Raw genomic sequence first — 16559 nt, forward strand, 5'->3', positions numbered from 1 at the left:
CTTCGTAAGCTCCTTTTTGATTTTAAACAATAGTATTTTTCGGATTTAGCCAATCGTCGGTTTTATCGTAAAGAAGTTGAAAAAGACTTCGACGTGTGATGATAAATCTGGCTTTTAGAGTCATGCCTTTCTTTAAATGGCCCTGTGCTCCGTTTTTAAGCCGAATAATCTCATTGTCCAACCGGCATTTTACCTTATAAATAGGGTTGTTGTCAACTACAACAAAATCATTGGCTATATCAACTAGCTTTCCAGAAACCAACCCCCATTCATTATAATTAAATGCATCGATCTGGAATTGTACGGGCATATTTATTCGTAATAATCCAATATCTTTAGAACTGACATGGCACTCTACTAATAAAGCAGAATCAGGAGAAATAATACCTAGATTTTCACCTGCCTGAATATAACTTCCAACGTATTTACCACTCCACTGCTGTATATGCCCTGAGATAGGTGCATGCAATGTATAAGGACGTTTTTCTTCCTCTAATTGCCGTTCATGTGCTTGTAGCTCGGTTAATTCAGCACGGTACCTATTCCGATCTAATTGCCACTGCGATAGTTGCTTTTCAATAAAAGTACTATACTCGGTTTGCAGGCGCCGATAAGCATATGCTTTCTCATCAAACTCCCGCATCGCAATCACCTTATCATGATATAGTTTACGGTCGGCATCAAGCTCTTTCCTGACCTTATTCTGATGATCCAGCATCTCAGTCAGCGAATACCTAAATTGAGAGTACTGCTGCATATACAGTGAAGATGATAAATCAGTCAACGAGAATAAATGGGCCGAATCCAGCTTTACCAATCGATCTAAATCATGCAGAAATATCAATTTCTCCGACTGTTGATCCTGATTCAAACGTAATTTTGTATCCAGTACATGGGTTTGTAAAAATACTAAAGGCTGGCCCTTATAAATATATTGATTTTCACGAACTGTGATCCTAGTAACCGTTCCAGCTACTAAAGGCCTGACTTCTGTCTTCTCCTGCTCAGTTCGAAGTAATCCCGGACTTGTAACCGAAACATCTACATAAACAAAGGGTAGTGCTAACATAGCCCCTAAAAGACTCACTAAAACCAGCGTATAGAGCAATTGACTTTGCCGATGAACACGCGGCAAATATGCTTCCAGTGTATTCTCGACTATTTCGACCGGAAAGAGTTGATGTTGCATGATGACAGAGCCTACTTAAATAAGTTCAGTTTGTTGTTGCCACAGCTTTTGATACACACCATTTTGCTGTATCACTTCCTGATGGGTTCCTTCTTCTACTAACTGCCCATTTGCAAGCACGATAATTTTATCGGCCTGTCGAATCGTGCTAAATCTATGAGCGATTAGTATAACTGTCTTTTGCTGGCTACGTAACTCCTGAATAGCCTGATGCACATATTTTTCAGAAGTAGAGTCAAGCGAAGAGGTGGCCTCATCTAGAATTAAAATATCAGGCTGGCGGTATAAGGCACGAGCAATGGCCAAACGTTGACGTTGTCCTCCTGACAGATTGCTGCCGTTTTCACCAATATATGCCCCAAACCCACCGGGGAGTTTCTGGACAAATTCGGTAATACCCAATTGTTCACAGATAGCCATCAAACGTGGCATATCGGGCTCAAAATCGCCTAGAGCAATGTTCGTAATCACATTTCCCGCAAACAGGTCAATCTGTTGAGGAACCACCGCGATGCGTTGGCGTAGGCTTTCATTTCGAATGTGCCGGATATCAAGTTTACCAATGGTGATACAGCCTCTCTGAAGCGGATACATATTCTGAAGCAGGGCAAGTAGTGTTGATTTGCCCGAACCACTCTCGCCCACTATCGCCGTTACCTTACCATGAGGAATAGTGAGGGTTAAATGCTCAAATACCTGTACACGGGAACCATACCGAAAGCTAACATCCTGAAACTGAATATCGCTCATAAAGGCTGGCAATAAATCTACCTTCTGAGGATCTTCTTCTTTATCCAGATCCATAATTTCAAACAGCCGATCTGCTGCTACCAGCGCTTCCTGAATACTTCGATTAGCTGTTATTAACTGACCTGCTGGCCCGGTAAAATAGCCAATAAGCGCATAAAACGACAATAATTCACCAGGCGTAATTTCATGCTCAATTACACTATAAGTACCAACCCAAAGCAGAATAATCGTAAATGCTCGTGACACTACTTCATTAGCTGCTCCCGTATAAATGGCATTGAGACTCGTTTCGTAAACACTTTTCAGCAGGCTAACAAACCGATTTTCTGTTTTCAGATTGGCAAACGACTCTAGCCCAAAACGCTTGATGGTTGCTACTGCCGTAAGTGACTCTACCAATTGCACTTCCAGATCGGCACTGTGCTCCATTAATGACCGCTGCTGACGACGGTTCAGATGATTCACAAACCAGTAGATACTCGCATAAAACGGAATGATCGCTAGCATGATCAGCGCTAACTTCCAGTAATAGGTAAACATCAGCCCGAAAGCAAACGAAACCACCAGCACATTAACGAGCATATTCAGTGCCGTGTCATTAATAAAAGTGCGAATCTTAACCGCATCGTTCACACGGGAAATAATTTCGCCCACACGCATTGAATCAAAAAAAGGCTGGGGTAATGTCAGCAAATGTTTATAATACCCTAAAATCAGGCGAGCATCGATTTGCTGGCCTGTTCGCAGAGCAAAAATAGACTTAACCGTACCGACAATGGTCTGTAAGACTAGCAACAGGAACATGCCCACCCCCAGTATGTTTAATAGATTCTGATTACTTTCTGGAATGACATAATCCGTAATTTTCTGAATATAGATGGACGTCGAAAGGCCAATCAGCGTATAGATAACAGCCCCGAAAATAGCCTGAACCATAATGCTCCAATGCGGCTTAAGCAGAAACCAGAATCTTCGGTATATTGAAATTTTCTGATCAGTAGGCCTGAAAATTGTTTGCTCAGGCAATAACAACACCAAAACGCCTGTCCACTCCTTACTGAACGCATCCATCGTTTTACGATGAATCCGCCCATCTGAAGGGTCCATTATCTGGACATGAGTGGCTGTAACGTCATAAATAACTACATAATGCTGGAGCCGCTGCTTAACAACGATATGGGCAATGGCCGGCCTGGGGATTTTCTGTAAACTTTCGACAGTACCTTTAACACCTTTGGCCTGAAAACCTAACTTATGGGCCGCTTCAACCAGCCCCAATACGGTAGTTCCTCGCTTATCGGTACTGGCATACTGACGAATGCGGGCAATGGGTAACGTTAGCTGATAATGAGCCGCTATGGAAGCCAAACAGGCGGCTCCACAGTCGGTAATATCATGTTGACGGATACGCGTAGATTTATGAGCCACAATTTAATTTTCATCAACAATAGCCTCGTACTCCTGTTTACCTTTTGCTTCGTTGACTAACTCCAGCTTAGGGTTGACAGTCAAATAACTAATGCGGGGAATACAACGGATATAATAAGACTTTCCTACTTCAACATTGAGCGTAATTTTTGAAATTCGTTCAACACTTTTTGCTGATAGTATTATTGGTGCTGACTTATAGATCCTAAGTTCTCTAGCCGAATTATTGCGAAGTTTAAAAAGTTTTTCACCTTCTTTTCTTATACCAAAACCTAACAAAACAGCAGATAATGTAAAAGGTCTGTATATGTAAATTTTCGCAAAATGCGTTGAGTCAATCTTATTATTCGCAAATTGACATTTTCCAGGCAAGCCAATACTTATTAAAAGTAAAAGCATAAAAATATATCTGTACCTATGCATAAAACTGTTTTTATTTGGGGCAAAACGAAAAACCAATGGCAACGTTAAACGCTTCTTTCAATGATGGATCTTCAGGTATAAAACCCTCTGTTTTGACTCGAATATCCCCATCTACCGACAACCATTTTAAAGGAGAACTTTCTCTACCAAATATCCGGTAACTGAATCGAAAATTGGCAGCACCGCCTACTATACCTTTGTTAGTGGTAAAGCTTAATTTTTCGGGTTGTTTCCATCCTTGTACGATGGCCGACATAGCATAATGTTTGCTAAAAGGTAGGTCAAATAAAGAAAGGCCAATTGCCCAATAGGTGTTATTTTTATTATTATACTGTCTTACGCAAATTGCTAGATTACCGTTATGTTTATATTTCAGCCATATATTTTCTTCAGTCATTGTACCAAACGGCACCATAATATACCCTATACCAAATCCAGCTTTCAATGTATTATTAATAATAAAATTACTCTTTCCAAACAATAGTGGGTTTGCTAAATTTACGAGTGACCATAGCCCAATATTTCGTAAATATCTACGTTCATCTGGCAGTAAGTCGCCATAATTTGTATATCGATAAAATGTACTAGTAGGCCTATGTAAATGGCGAACAGCCCCCCGTACATCATCGCCAACAATATCCCTCTCTAGCTCGTTGGCCTCTTCGGCCTCAGTAGTATTATTATATCGAGAAGCACTAAACGTATAATATAAGACAACTCCTAGGCGTCGTACAAAAAAATCGCCAATCACATTCCTGATTTTTTCCTGATCAAACATAACCAATTGTTGCTCCCTTTTTGAGAGTGCATAATCGGATTCGATACCAGCCGTATGCAGACGTATATAATAGGGCAAATCAGTATCGCGCAAAGTCTTTAAAGTCAGATCCGTTACTCCTGTTACTTTAGCCACACCTTTCTTAAAAAGGGGGGCAGAAATAGAGCCAATCCCCAAATTAGTTAATACAGAACGATGCCCTTCTTCGTGTGTCAAAGGAATCAGGTATAACGAAGCTAGCATTTGTATGGGTAAAATCAGGTACTGATATTTCTTAGTAGTATGCTTATAGGTTATATCTGACGTAATTCGATAAAACGATAAATATCCTTCATTAAATTGCCGCATCGTATACAGCTTGGGAGAATAATCAACTAGTGTAAAAGGATAGATATCAGTAATCTTTTTCTCAGCTTCTGATTGCCACGAAAAATAGTTATTTTTCAAAGTATCTATTTCATTTTTTTTCTGCCCAAAAGAAAGCACAGAAACAAACAGTAACTTTGGGATTATAGAAAAACTTCTATTAAGTTTCATTGGGAAAATTATAACAAAAAGTGTCAGAGTAGACTTTACTCTACCCTGACAAAAGACTAATTAGTAACCATTTGACACACAACCATCCTATTTCAGTTCAAAATACTGAAAATCTCTAAACAGTGAATTAAAACAAAATGGCATTTCTTACGCAAATTGTTCGGACACGAAGCCATCGATCGTAGAAATAATAAAGCCCGCTGCTGCTAAAGGTACAGCTACAGGTGCAGCTAAAAATCCGGCAACAACCATAAGGATACCTCCAACCCAAGCCCAAAATGATCCACCTTCAACAGCGGCCATTTCTTGTTGATTCATTTCCTGAACACCGTAATCATTTAATTCAAGTAACATGATTTTAGTTATTTAAGTAAAAATAAGCAATATCCCCAAGACGTTATCGGCCGAATAGTATGATTGGGTTACGACAAAAATAGTGATTAAATAATAAGCTACTTAGCACGCCCCCCCCCCTTTTTTTAGCAATGAAAGGAATATATTAGCAACCAAAAGAATATTGTATTATTCCCTATTATACACTAGTAATATATAGAACAAAATACATAGTAACCTGAGATGTATTTTATAGTCCTATAGAACTAGTTAATAACCCCACCCATGGACACCTTGATACACACAATCCGTACAATACGTCATCGGTTACATTATTCTCAGGAAGCAATGGCCTATGAACTGGGCATTAGTCAAACAGCCTATAGTTATCTTGAGAAAAATGAAGACATTTTAACAATTGGCCGACTCGTTAAAATTGCCACTATCTTTAACCTGCCCATCGTAGAATTAATAAAGCCATCATCAGAGATCCATAAAATGTATGCATTGCCTAACCCTGTTCAGAGCGATTTTTCGATTATACCTATTACTATCGGTGGTCGAATCCGCTTTTTGCGCGAAAAACAAGGGTTACGGCAACAGGAGTTGGCTTATCGAATGGGAATTAGCCAGAAAACGTACAGTATGATAGAGTCGGCGGACGACAGTAGCCAGAAAATTGGTAGATTGAAACAAGTAGCAACCTCTTTGTCCTTTTCCGATTGGACTGTCTTTCTACTACCAGAACTATATAATCTTCTGCTGCCAGAAAACGAATCGGGAGCGTTAACTCATAAAACAATAGTGTTCAGACAGTGATACTTCCACTATTTTAGAAGTAGCTACAACACATTCATTTAACCGAATAATAACATACGTAGGGCACAAAACCAGTATTTTTGTTGTATCTTGTTAATGTAAGCAATTTGATAATTGACTATAGCCATGTCGACTGTTCAGTAAACAGCCCCTCAAATACTAGTTATTATTAGCCAATGCGTTATTCCTTAAATCCAAACCGTACCTTACTAGGCAACCTTGTTTCCCGATTTACTCACCGTCAGCAGGACCAAACTCCGTCGGTAACTGATAAAATGGCAAAGGTTAGTGAAAAAGTTAGCAGCGTAATTGACCAGAGCGACTATCTCAGCCGCGATTTAAGCTGGTTGAAATTTAACGAACGCGTTCTGGATCAGGCACGTAGCCAGCGTCGAACGCTCATGGAACGATTGAAATTCCTGGCAATTTCGGCCTCTAATCTCGATGAGTTTTTTATGATCCGCGTGGGTAGTCTCTATAATTATCTGGACTATCATAAACAGCGGGTCGATTACTCTGGCCTACGGGAAGTGCCATTCCGTAAGGCACTTTATACCAACTCCCAGCAATTTTGCCGGGAACAACAACAACTCTTTACCGAACAACTACTACCGCTATTTCCTGAAAATGGGCTGGAATTGGTGGGGTTTGGCGATTTAAGCCGGGAAGAGCAGAGCGAAGCCACTGATTACTTCGACAAAGCGATCTACCCAACCCTAACCCCGATGCTTTACGATTACACCCACACCTTTCCCGTATTGCTGGCTAAAGTGTTGATTTTTGGTGTCGTAACGCAAAACCCTGACGGAGCCGACCTGCAAAGCCTGCGCTCCGAAGACGAAGAAGACCGGCAGCGCTTGTCGTTTGTGCAGATACCAGCCAACTTACCGCGCTTTCTTGCCTTCGAACGGGAAGATAGCATCGCGTTTCTGCCAATTGAAGAAATTGTTCGTCATAATATCAAGAAGCTATACCGCAACATTGAGATTCTGTCCATGACCCTGTTTCGGGTTACCCGAAACGGCGATTTTACGCTTGACGAAAACGACGACGATGAGGTAGATTTTCTGGACGAAGTTCGTCAGAAAATCAAAAGTCGGCGGCTGGGCCGCGTAACCCGTGTTGAAGTTGAAGCCGATAGCGACGGGAAAGTAGGATCGCCCTGGATGATGAACCTGATTAAAAAGAAATGGGAAATCGACGAACTGAACATCTTTGAATCGCAAACGCTCCTCGATTTCTCAGCTTTCTGGCAAATTATTGGCCATCCGGAGTTTAAAGACGATATGCCCCGACAGCACGCTCCCGTGCCGCCATTGGGCTATAGCCGCGATAAAAACGACGATATTTTTGAGTTGATCAAGCAGCGCGATTTACTGCTGCATCATCCATATAACAATTTCGAACCTGTGCTTCAGTTGCTCGAACAGGCAGCCGAAGATCCGCAGGTACTGGCAATCAAAATCACTGTTTATCGGCTGGCCAAACGATCGCGTATTACAGAGGCCCTGCTCAAAGCAGCCGAAAATGGGAAACACGTGTCGGTATTGTTCGAAGTAAAAGCGCGCTTCGACGAAGAAAACAACATTCGCGAGGCACAGCGTCTGCAAAAAGCCGGTTGTTTTGTGATTTATGGAATCAGCCGTTATAAAACGCACACAAAGCTATTGCTGGTCGTACGAAATGAGGGTAGTCGGGTTGTACGCTATGCCCACATGGCTACCGGCAACTACAACGAAGATACGTCGAAACTATACACCGATATTGGTTTGCTGACAACCAGCGAAACCTATACACACGATATCTCCGAGTTTTTTAATGTTATAACTGGGCACTCGCTGCCCAACGAATATCAATACCTGATTACTGCTCCCCGCGACATGCGAGAGCAACTGATTCGCCTGATCCGGCTCGAAGCCACTAACGCTCAGCACGGTTTGCCGAGCGGCATCTGCATCAAAGTCAACTCATTGGAAGACAAGCAGTTAATTGACGAACTTTATAAGGCATCGCAGGCTGGCGTACCGATTCGGCTGATTGTTCGGAGCATCTGCTGTTTGCGCCCTCATCGGGCTGGGTTGAGCGATAATATCACAGTACGGTCAATTGTTGGCGATTTTCTGGAACATACCCGGATTTATTATTTTCATAATAACGGCGACCCGAAGGTATATGGCGGCAGTGCCGATGTGATGGTTCGGAGCTTTGACCGACGCATTGAATCGCTGTTTTATCTAGCCGATCAGCGGGTGAAACAACTTGCCATTTTGATTCTGGATTATAACTTAAAAGATAACATCAATTCGTATGAATTGATGGAAGATGGTGACTTTAAAAAGTGCGAAGTGCCAGAAGGAGCCGAACCATTCAACATCCATCAGAAATTCTTCGACGTAACAGAAAAAGAAGCGATGGATACGCATCTGTTCGACCCTGAACTTAAACCGGCCGAAGTTGCAAAGATTGAGGAAGAATATCAGGAAGGAGCCGAACGAGCTATTGCCGATATTTAGTAAACAATTTCTCGATTTTGGTCGCTTAATTAACAGGAGAATGGAATCGATACGAGTGCATCTGCCAGAAGACTTACGGATGAACGATGACGAGTTTTTCCGCTTTTGCCAGGACAATCCTGACCTGAAGTTTGAGCGTCGAAAAAACGGCGATATTGTTTTTATGGGTCTCACTGGAAGTAAAACATCATCTGAAAATTCAGAACTTAATGCTGATTTTGTAATCTGGAATCGTGCTAACTGATTCGGTAAAGTTTTTGATTCATCAGGAGGCTTTACTTTACCAGACTCATCTATTATGTCGCCGGATGAAGCGGTAATGGAGCGTAGCCGCTGGGAAGCTCTGACAACCGATCAACGGAAAACATTTGCCCCTATTTGCCCAGACGTTGTACTCGAATTGCGTTCACAGTCGGACCGACTGAAAGACTGTTTCGAGAAAATGGACGACTGGATGGCCAATGGTTGTCGGCTAGGCTGGCTCATCGATCTAGCTAATCAGACTACCTACATTTACCGCCCCAATCAGGAACGCGAAGAAATAACAGGATTAGGACAATTATCAGGAGAAGACGTGTTATTGGGCTTTACGCTCGACCTCGCAAACCTGACTGCATAACCCTATCTTTGAAACTAAAAGAGGTTGAATTGACGAATATTATTTGTCGATTCAACCTCTTTTCATTTCAAAGAGACTAGAAACGCCTTATTCATAACCTTCTTTTCGTATATTCGCCAACCTAACTGTATTTGTATTTTCACTGAATGGATCGCTTCACCGGACTACTAGGAATCGCCTTGATTCTGGGCATTGCTTATGCCCTCTCCAACAATAGAAAAGCAATAAATTACCGAACTGTCGGAGTGGGGCTTGCCCTTCAGTTTGGGCTCGCGGTTTTTGTACTTAAAACGGATGTTGGTCAGAATCTCTTTCAGGGGTTGGGTTATTATGTGGATCGCCTGCTTCAGAAAGCCAATATTGGAGCCGAATTTGTTTTTTCGTCGCTGGTTCGCTCCGATGTGCTTCAAAAAGCATTTGGCCCCGGCAATGATTTTATTTTCTTCTTTAAAGTGATCCCAACCATCATTTTTGTGGCCGTGCTGGTCAATATTTTCTATCACCTTGGCATTATGCAACGCGTGGTAGCCATTATGGCGCGGGCCATGAAATGGCTGATGGGTGTAAGCGGAGCCGAAGCGCTCTCCAACGTAGCCAGCACATTTGTGGGGCAGGTAGAAGCCCAGATTATGATTAAGCCCTACTTAAACGGCATGACCAATTCGGAACTACTAGCCTCCATGACGGGCTCATTTGCCTGTATTGCCGGTGGTGTACTTGCTGTCTATATTTCGCTGGGCGTACCCGCACCTTACCTGCTGGCAGCTAGTATTATGGCTGCTCCTGGAGCACTGGTCATCAGCAAAATTGTCATGCCCGAAACCGAGGTATCGGAAACTCAGGGAGTTATTAAAGTAGAAATCAAAAAAACGCACGCAAACCTGCTCGATGCCATTGCCGCCGGAGCAAGCGAGGGTTTAAAAGTAGGTCTGAATGTGGTAGCCATGCTGATTGGCTTCATTGCCCTGATTGCCCTGATCGACAGCATCCTCTTCCGTCTGGGCTTCTACATCCTGGGCATGGACAACCTGAGCATGAACTTTCTGCTGGGAAAAGTCTTTTCTATTTTCGCCTGGGCTATGGGTGTTCCGGGCAAAGATATTCAGGCCGCAGGCTCGCTGATGGGCACCAAAATGGTTGTAAATGAATTTGTCGCCTACCTCGACTTAGTAAAAATCAAGCCAACCCTCGATCCAAAAACCATTGCCATCACCAGTTTTGCCTTGTGCGGTTTTGCCAATTTTAGTTCAATTGCCATTCAGGTCGGCGGCATTGGCGAGCTGGCTCCCAAACGTCGAAGCGACCTGGCCAAATTAGGTTTCAAAGCCCTGATTTGCGGAACGCTCGCCAGTTATATGTCGGCAACTTTGGCTGGCTTATTGTTATAATTCGCAAAAAAGCCAACGGCTATAGCCATTCCTTTTTTTAGAGCAGACGGCTTCCCAAACGGGCCGTCTGTTTTTGTTTGTGTAACTGAGGGAGTTTTTATAAATCGCACTGCTTAAACCACTGGCAATCGTTTAAGAAAATCAAAACTATTGTTTCCGCTTACAGACTTTTCAGCGTCCTACTCGCATCAACACATCATGAACCAGCAGGAGATTATTTCCTTCATCGAGCAAAACGATATAAAAAAAATAAAGTATGCCTTTGCCGACATCGACGGTGTACTTCGTGGAAAAATTATTGGGCGACAGAAATTTCTGGACGGTCTGACCGACAGTTATGGTTTCTGCGACGTGGTTTGGGGCTGGGATTCTTCTGATATTCCTTACGATAATGGCCAAACAACTGGCTGGCACTCGGGCTATCCTGATGCGTCGGTCCGGCTTGACCTAAGCACGCTGCGGCAAATTCCCTGGGAAGAAAACATTCCGTTCTTTCTGGCCGATTTTAGTGGCGACCCAACTCATCGGCCCGGCAATGATCTGGCTGCCTGCCCTCGTTCGCTGCTCAAACGGATTGCTGCTCAATGTCGCCAAATGGGGTTTCATGCCGAATATGCCCAGGAATTTGAATGGTTCAATTTTCGTGAAACACCCCAGAGTTTGCAGGAAAAAGGTTTCCGAAACCTGGAAACCCTCACGCCCGGCATGTTTGGCTATTCCATTCTGCGGCCCTCGCTCGAAAGTGCATTTTATCATGATTTGTTCGATCTACTGGGCCAATTCGGCATTCCCCTCGAAGGACTCCATACCGAAACAGGCCCTGGTGTTTACGAAGCCGCCATCACACACGATGAGGTCCTGCGTGCTGCCGACAAAGCTGTTCTGTTCAAAACGGCCGTCCGCGAAATAGCCTACCGGCATGGTCTTGTTGCCACGTTTATGGCCAAATGGAATGCGCATCTACCCGGTTGTAGCGGCCATATTCACCAAAGCCTCTGGGACCCCGAAAACAATCGAAATCTGTTCTACGATTCCCAACAGCCCAACCGCATGAGCGAATTGATGCGTCAGTTTATAGCCGGTCAGTTGTATTGTCTGCCACACATTACGCCCATGTTTGCGCCAACTATCAATAGCTACAAACGGCTGGTCGAAGGGGCCTGGGCACCCACTACGGTAACCTGGTCAGTAGATAATCGAACAACGGCTCTTCGTGTACTGAATCGGAACGAGAGCTATACCCGCGTTGAACACCGGGTGTCGGGTTCCGATACCAATCCTTATCTGGCCATAGCGGCTGCCCTGGCATCAGGATTATATGGCATCCGGCACCAGCTCAGTCTCAACATACCAGCTTCTGTAGGGAACGGATATGCCGATAAACAACACGGCGTATTACCAGCCAATTTACACGAAGCGACTCAGGCCATGGCAAATTCAGCTATTGCTGCTGAACTGTTTGGTGCCGAATTTGTTGACCATTTCACCCGCACGCGCGACTGGGAATGGCGGCAATATGCCAGCCAGGTGAGTGATTGGGAGTTGAAACGATATTTTGAAATCATTTAATGGGTTTTCTGTTTTCCGTGGCTGTCGTAGAAATACTTGATCGCTTCTTGTATCAAAACTCCTGCGACAGCCACGGAAAACGGAAAACGGAAAATTTTCATGCGCTTAGTTGATTACCCAACCATTATAAAAAAAGCCTGGGCCAGCTTCGACCCGTCCGAACAGATCCAGACCATTACGGACATCAGTGCCAAGGTTTCGACCAATCACGTTTTCAAGGTAACCTTTGAAGATGGCGACAGTATTATTGCCAAGCTATCGTATTTTGGTAAGTATGAGCATTTTGTAGAAGACCATCGTATTATTCATGCGCTTTCGAATAACCTGCTCTATCCGTTCGAGAACGTGCTGGCCAAATCGCTCGTACGCGACGGACAGGTCTATACATATCGCCACAAAGAAGGGTTTATTGATGCCTGGGTTGTTTTTTATAATCCAATCCGCAGTCAGTACCGGTTGCCCCGCCGACTCGAAGAAGAGCACATTCGAAAACTCGGCATTCAGATTGCCAAGTTTCACAAAGCCTGCTCACGAGTGAGTCCGGTGCTACCGAAATCTTCGAAAACGCTGCGTTCCGATATCTGGGATTTACTCGACCTGCTCGAAACCGAAACCGGTCAGTTCGAACACCGCATGAATATTGACGAACTGAAACGGCAGTGTAATCTTTTTCTGGAAAATCGGCAAAAACTTGTGGCTGGAACGGTCGAAACCATGCCTGTATTTGTGGACTGGAACATTGGAAATTTCTCCGTAACCGAAAACCTGGAGCTGTATTCGCGCTGGGATTACGACTGGTTCCGAATCAGCTATCGGGTCATGGACTTCTATTTCTTCAGCCGGGTTACGTCCGACATTGGTGACCGAACCGTATTTAGCTACGTCATAGGGCCATTGATGGAAGAGCGCTTTCTGCTGTTTTTACAGGAATATCATAAAGTGTATCCGCTAACTGAGAACGAAATTCGGTTTTTGCCCGAAGCCTACCGTTTTTTCATTCTCAACTACGTTATCAAATACGGCCGGTATTTTTTCCATCGCACGTATGCTACTAAACTCCAGCGCGAAGCATACCAAACCTATTTCCCGTCTATTGAAACATTTGACGCCGAGAAAATCCTGAGAGCGCTGGGAATATAAAAGTCATTTGCCAATAGTCATTTAGCCTTCGGCTGTCGTTGGTTGTTCGTCAACAGCTAATAACAAATGACTATTGACGAACAACTAATGACCAATTCTAAAGCCCGATGCCCGATACGTCAGAACTCATTGATTCCATTCGACAAGGTGACGAATCGGCTTTCCGACAACTGTATGAAAGCACCAAGAGCCGGGTTTTTAATACGGCTCTTAGTTACGTACGTTCCCGCGAAGACGCCGAAGAAATTACACAGGATGTATTTGTTGAAGTATTTCGGTCGGCAGCTGCCTTTAAGGGAGAGTCCAGCATTACTACCTGGATTTATCGGATAACGATCAACAAATCCCTCGATTTTCAGAAGCGTAAAAAGAGGCAAAAACGGTTCGCCTTTCTGACGAGTTTATTCGATAGCAATACAGGTGAGGTGATCCATCATCCTACTGATTTTTTCCATCCGGGCATTGCGCTGGAAAATCAGGAAAATGCCGCCCGATTGTTTCAGGCCATCGACCAACTTCCCGAAAAACAAAAAACGGCCTATATTCTCACTCGGGTAGAAGGGCTGACGAATATTGAAGCCGCCAGCGTTATGACAGTGACTGTTGGGGCTATAGAGTCGCTGTTGCAGCGAGCCAATGAAAACTTAAAAAAACAATTGGCCAGTTTGTATAAATCGCTACAAAAGCCGTAGGAATAAAAACGATTCGTCGTCTGAATTAGTATGGAACCAAAAAAAGATAAATGGATAAACGATGTACTGGGCAGTATTGATGGTATGAACCGGGCCGAACCAGGTCCTTTTCTGTATGCCAAAATCCAACATCGTCTGAAGGTGACGGATACCACCCAGCGCGTTCCGGCCCGAATGGTTTGGCTGGCAATCGCGTCGTTTGCACTACTTGTTTTGCTGAACTGGCGAATTACCAACCGGTTCGCGAAAGATACACCGTCTGGCAAGCCAGCGTTAAATACGGTTATTTCGGAGATGCAACTCTACCCAGACTCCAATCAACCTTATGAACTATGGAGCGGACAAAACTTTTAACCCTTTTTGTTATTGGCCTATTTCTACTCAATCTGTTTACACTGGGCTTTGTTCTGTTAAAATCCGATTCGGTTCGCTTGCCGGACCGATCGCAGGGGCCGCCCGAAGGTGAAGGTCCGGCGCGACTGATTATGCAGCGACTTCATTTCGACGAACAGCAGAAACAGCAGTATCAGGTGTTGATTGATGAACATCAGAAGCAAACGCGGCTTTTAAACGAAAAAACGGCGCGGTTGTATCGGAATTATTATGGTCTGTTGGCCGAAACACCTCCCGATTCTGTTCAGGCGAACGCACTTAGCCAGCAAATTGCCGACAATCAGCGGGCTATTGCTGAACTAAACTTTGCGCATTTCAAGGAGTTAAAAGCCCTTTGCCGTCCCGACCAACAGGCTTATTTTACACAGTTGGTCGATGAGCTGGCTCGGTTGTTTGGTCGACGTCAGCATCCCCCCCGCCGTGGTGAAGGTCCGCCAGCAGGAGGCATGGGCGGTCCGCCAGAAGGTCGGCCCGACGGCCCACCCGAAAATTTTGGACCCAGGCCGTAGGAATCAGGCAGGTAGTGTCGTCTGAAGCAACAGATAAGCACTACTTGCCATGAATCGATTTCGTATAACCACCTCAACGCTTGCCTGTAGTCTGCTGGCTTTACTGGCCTGCTCCAACACCGACAACTCGGTTACGCCATCAACTACGGGATCAACATCCGGTACGACCAGCACAACGGTCTCTGTGGGTACGGGCGTGCCGGATGTATTCAAAAAAATCTACGGTGCCACCAGCATCACAACCGATGGTGTATATGTTTATATAAAAACAACGGGTATGCCCGATCATAAAAGCGCATACTATCCAACGTCGAATAGCCTTTACGAAAGCTTTACAGGTACTACCTTTGGAGGCAATCGGTTTTCAAAAAATCCGAATTCGATCTCGGCTCAGAACTTTACATTCAAGATTCCACTAAATCCTAAAGCGGCCACAACCCATACGGCAACCAATCTGGGAGCCATTGGCGTTTCGCTGAATGGAGTCCCATTTTTCAACCAATATGCCGGGCCGAATCAGCCGCTCAGGAATGAGATCGTTTCTTTTGATCAGTGGTGGGGGCATCCGGCACCAACTAACGAATACCACTATCACGTAGAGCCTCTATACCTCACAACCGTTACTGCCACCAAATCATCCTTATTGGGCTTTTTACTCGATGGGTTTCCAGTGTATGGACCCGAAGAAAATGGAACCACGGTTTCCAATGCATCGCTGGATGCTTACCACGGGCACACGCACGCCACAGCCGAGTATCCGAATGGCATCTACCACTACCACATCACATCCACAGATCCGTATATCAATGGAAGCGGGTATTATGGCACAGCGGGCACGTTTTCGAAATAAAGCTTTATGGCTAAGCATGGTTTTGTCGTCCTGTTCTGGCTCTTTCAAGTCGGAGAGGATCACTGCATTCGACGCAACAACGGTGAACGTACATTGGCAGAATGGAATCGCGGTAGAAAACAACCATCCTTTTACGGGCATTGTCTACACCCTGGCCGCTAACGGGAAAGATACCATTGAGGTAGTTAGTTTCCGCAATGGCAAAGAGCATGGCGAATGGAGACGTTTTTATGAACATGGAAAACCAGCCGAAAAACGCTATTTCGACAATGGGCAAAAGACAGGGAATCTGCTTGCCTGGTGGCCTAATGGGCATAAGAAACTGGCCTACCACTTTGCGAATGGCGAATACGACGGAATTTGCCGCGAATGGTCGCCATCGGGTGTTTTAATTAAAGAGATGACCTACAAAAATGGGTATGAAGAAGGTGTTCAGAAGCAGTTTTACGAGAGTGGCAAAGTCAAGGCCAATTACATAATCACGGCTGGGCGCCGATATGGTTTGTTGGGAACAAAAAACTGTGTCAATGCAACCGACACCCTGTTTGAACAATAATCTGGTGCTTCCAAAAGATACTTTCCCATCCCTTTTGCGTCATAAAATACTTTTAAGCTGGCCGGGCCACTTA

16 protein-coding genes and 1 pseudogene are annotated in these 16559 nt (G+C 44.3%); 12 read left to right on the forward strand and 5 right to left on the reverse strand.

What is annotated here, in order from left to right; genetic code table 11:
- Window positions 1-22 precede the first annotated feature (22 nt).
- The 5 genes from WBJ53_RS25715 to WBJ53_RS25735 all read right to left on the reverse strand — a co-directional run bounded on the left by WBJ53_RS25715 (window position 23) and on the right by WBJ53_RS25735 (window position 5459).
- The gene (locus WBJ53_RS25715) at window positions 23-1189 is read right to left on the reverse strand and encodes an HlyD family efflux transporter periplasmic adaptor subunit (RefSeq protein ID WP_338871558.1); all 1167 of its coding nucleotides are present in this window, start codon (window positions 1187-1189) and stop codon (window positions 23-25) included.
- 15 nt (window positions 1190-1204) lie between these two features.
- On the reverse strand, window positions 1205-3367 hold the full coding sequence (locus WBJ53_RS25720; RefSeq protein WP_338871560.1) for a peptidase domain-containing ABC transporter: 2163 nt from the start codon (window positions 3365-3367) through the stop codon (window positions 1205-1207).
- Between the two features lie 3 nt (window positions 3368-3370).
- Window positions 3371-3766 carry a hypothetical protein gene (locus WBJ53_RS25725; protein WP_338871561.1) on the reverse strand — a complete coding sequence of 132 codons (396 nt, stop codon included), beginning with the start codon at window positions 3764-3766 and terminating at the stop codon, window positions 3371-3373.
- Window positions 3767-3800: 34 nt separating this feature from the next.
- Complete coding sequence (locus tag WBJ53_RS25730; RefSeq protein ID WP_338871563.1) at window positions 3801-5105, reverse strand: hypothetical protein; 1305 nt, start codon at window positions 5103-5105, stop codon at window positions 3801-3803.
- A 147-nt stretch (window positions 5106-5252) separates the two neighbouring features.
- Window positions 5253-5459, reverse strand: coding sequence for a hypothetical protein (locus WBJ53_RS25735; RefSeq protein ID WP_338871565.1), 207 nt, complete (start codon window positions 5457-5459; stop codon window positions 5253-5255).
- A 264-nt stretch (window positions 5460-5723) separates the two neighbouring features.
- Here WBJ53_RS25735 and WBJ53_RS25740 point away from each other — a divergent pair, with 264 nt between their 5' ends.
- From WBJ53_RS25740 to WBJ53_RS25795, 12 genes and pseudogenes are all read left to right on the forward strand, one after another.
- A complete protein-coding gene (locus WBJ53_RS25740) occupies window positions 5724-6257 on the forward strand; it encodes a helix-turn-helix transcriptional regulator (RefSeq protein WP_338871567.1) in 534 nt (177 codons plus the stop codon).
- 176 nt (window positions 6258-6433) lie between these two features.
- Window positions 6434-8770 carry a polyphosphate kinase 1 gene (ppk1, locus tag WBJ53_RS25745; RefSeq protein ID WP_338871569.1) on the forward strand — a complete coding sequence of 779 codons (2337 nt, stop codon included), beginning with the start codon at window positions 6434-6436 and terminating at the stop codon, window positions 8768-8770.
- Between the two features lie 40 nt (window positions 8771-8810).
- Window positions 8811-9014, forward strand: a complete 204-nt coding sequence (locus WBJ53_RS25750; protein WP_338871571.1) for a Uma2 family endonuclease — start codon at window positions 8811-8813, stop codon at window positions 9012-9014.
- 15 nt (window positions 9015-9029) lie between these two features.
- Window positions 9030-9389 (forward strand): annotated as a pseudogene (locus WBJ53_RS25755) (Uma2 family endonuclease); the annotation flags it as partial.
- A 146-nt stretch (window positions 9390-9535) separates the two neighbouring features.
- Window positions 9536-10777 carry a nucleoside transporter C-terminal domain-containing protein gene (locus tag WBJ53_RS25760; RefSeq protein ID WP_338871573.1) on the forward strand — a complete coding sequence of 414 codons (1242 nt, stop codon included), beginning with the start codon at window positions 9536-9538 and terminating at the stop codon, window positions 10775-10777.
- A gap of 198 nt (window positions 10778-10975) precedes the next feature.
- Window positions 10976-12346 carry a glutamine synthetase family protein gene (locus WBJ53_RS25765; protein ID WP_338871575.1) on the forward strand — a complete coding sequence of 457 codons (1371 nt, stop codon included), beginning with the start codon at window positions 10976-10978 and terminating at the stop codon, window positions 12344-12346.
- A gap of 99 nt (window positions 12347-12445) precedes the next feature.
- Window positions 12446-13486: a hypothetical protein gene (locus tag WBJ53_RS25770; protein WP_338871577.1), complete on the forward strand. Its 1041-nt coding sequence runs from the start codon at window positions 12446-12448 to the stop codon at window positions 13484-13486.
- Between the two features lie 107 nt (window positions 13487-13593).
- The gene (locus WBJ53_RS25775; protein WP_338871579.1) at window positions 13594-14178 is read left to right on the forward strand and encodes an RNA polymerase sigma factor; all 585 of its coding nucleotides are present in this window, start codon (window positions 13594-13596) and stop codon (window positions 14176-14178) included.
- 30 nt (window positions 14179-14208) lie between these two features.
- Window positions 14209-14532 carry a hypothetical protein gene (locus WBJ53_RS25780; protein WP_338871581.1) on the forward strand — a complete coding sequence of 108 codons (324 nt, stop codon included), beginning with the start codon at window positions 14209-14211 and terminating at the stop codon, window positions 14530-14532.
- The gene (locus tag WBJ53_RS25785; protein ID WP_338871582.1) at window positions 14511-15080 is read left to right on the forward strand and encodes a periplasmic heavy metal sensor; all 570 of its coding nucleotides are present in this window, start codon (window positions 14511-14513) and stop codon (window positions 15078-15080) included. The genes WBJ53_RS25780 and WBJ53_RS25785 overlap by 22 nt, the downstream gene beginning before the upstream one ends.
- Window positions 15081-15129: 49 nt before the next feature.
- Complete coding sequence (locus tag WBJ53_RS25790; RefSeq protein ID WP_338871584.1) at window positions 15130-15930, forward strand: YHYH protein; 801 nt, start codon at window positions 15130-15132, stop codon at window positions 15928-15930.
- Between the two features lie 82 nt (window positions 15931-16012).
- On the forward strand, window positions 16013-16486 hold the full coding sequence (locus WBJ53_RS25795) for a toxin-antitoxin system YwqK family antitoxin (RefSeq protein WP_338871586.1): 474 nt from the start codon (window positions 16013-16015) through the stop codon (window positions 16484-16486).
- The last annotated feature ends 73 nt before the right edge of the window (window positions 16487-16559 follow it).

It is taken from the genome of Spirosoma sp. SC4-14, assembly GCF_037201965.1.
Lineage (GTDB): Bacteria > Bacteroidota > Bacteroidia > Cytophagales > Spirosomataceae > Spirosoma.

Excerpts from the sequence above, each read along its gene's own strand:
- WBJ53_RS25715 (WP_338871558.1), bottom strand. The coding sequence starts at position 1,189 with ATGCAACATCAACTCTTTCCGGTCGAAATAGTCGAGAATACACTGGAA.
- WBJ53_RS25725 (WP_338871561.1), bottom strand. The coding sequence starts at position 3,766 with ATGCTTTTACTTTTAATAAGTATTGGCTTGCCTGGAAAATGTCAATTT.
- WBJ53_RS25730 (WP_338871563.1), bottom strand. The coding sequence starts at position 5,105 with ATGAAACTTAATAGAAGTTTTTCTATAATCCCAAAGTTACTGTTTGTT.
- WBJ53_RS25735 (WP_338871565.1), bottom strand. The coding sequence starts at position 5,459 with ATGTTACTTGAATTAAATGATTACGGTGTTCAGGAAATGAATCAACAA.
- WBJ53_RS25740 (WP_338871567.1), top strand. The coding sequence starts at position 5,724 with ATGGACACCTTGATACACACAATCCGTACAATACGTCATCGGTTACAT.
- ppk1 (WP_338871569.1), top strand. The coding sequence starts at position 6,434 with ATGCGTTATTCCTTAAATCCAAACCGTACCTTACTAGGCAACCTTGTT.
- WBJ53_RS25750 (WP_338871571.1), top strand. The coding sequence starts at position 8,811 with ATGGAATCGATACGAGTGCATCTGCCAGAAGACTTACGGATGAACGAT.
- WBJ53_RS25760 (WP_338871573.1), top strand. The coding sequence starts at position 9,536 with ATGGATCGCTTCACCGGACTACTAGGAATCGCCTTGATTCTGGGCATT.
- WBJ53_RS25765 (WP_338871575.1), top strand. The coding sequence starts at position 10,976 with ATGAACCAGCAGGAGATTATTTCCTTCATCGAGCAAAACGATATAAAA.
- WBJ53_RS25770 (WP_338871577.1), top strand. The coding sequence starts at position 12,446 with ATGCGCTTAGTTGATTACCCAACCATTATAAAAAAAGCCTGGGCCAGC.
- WBJ53_RS25775 (WP_338871579.1), top strand. The coding sequence starts at position 13,594 with ATGCCCGATACGTCAGAACTCATTGATTCCATTCGACAAGGTGACGAA.
- WBJ53_RS25780 (WP_338871581.1), top strand. The coding sequence starts at position 14,209 with ATGGAACCAAAAAAAGATAAATGGATAAACGATGTACTGGGCAGTATT.
- WBJ53_RS25785 (WP_338871582.1), top strand. The coding sequence starts at position 14,511 with ATGGAGCGGACAAAACTTTTAACCCTTTTTGTTATTGGCCTATTTCTA.
- WBJ53_RS25790 (WP_338871584.1), top strand. The coding sequence starts at position 15,130 with ATGAATCGATTTCGTATAACCACCTCAACGCTTGCCTGTAGTCTGCTG.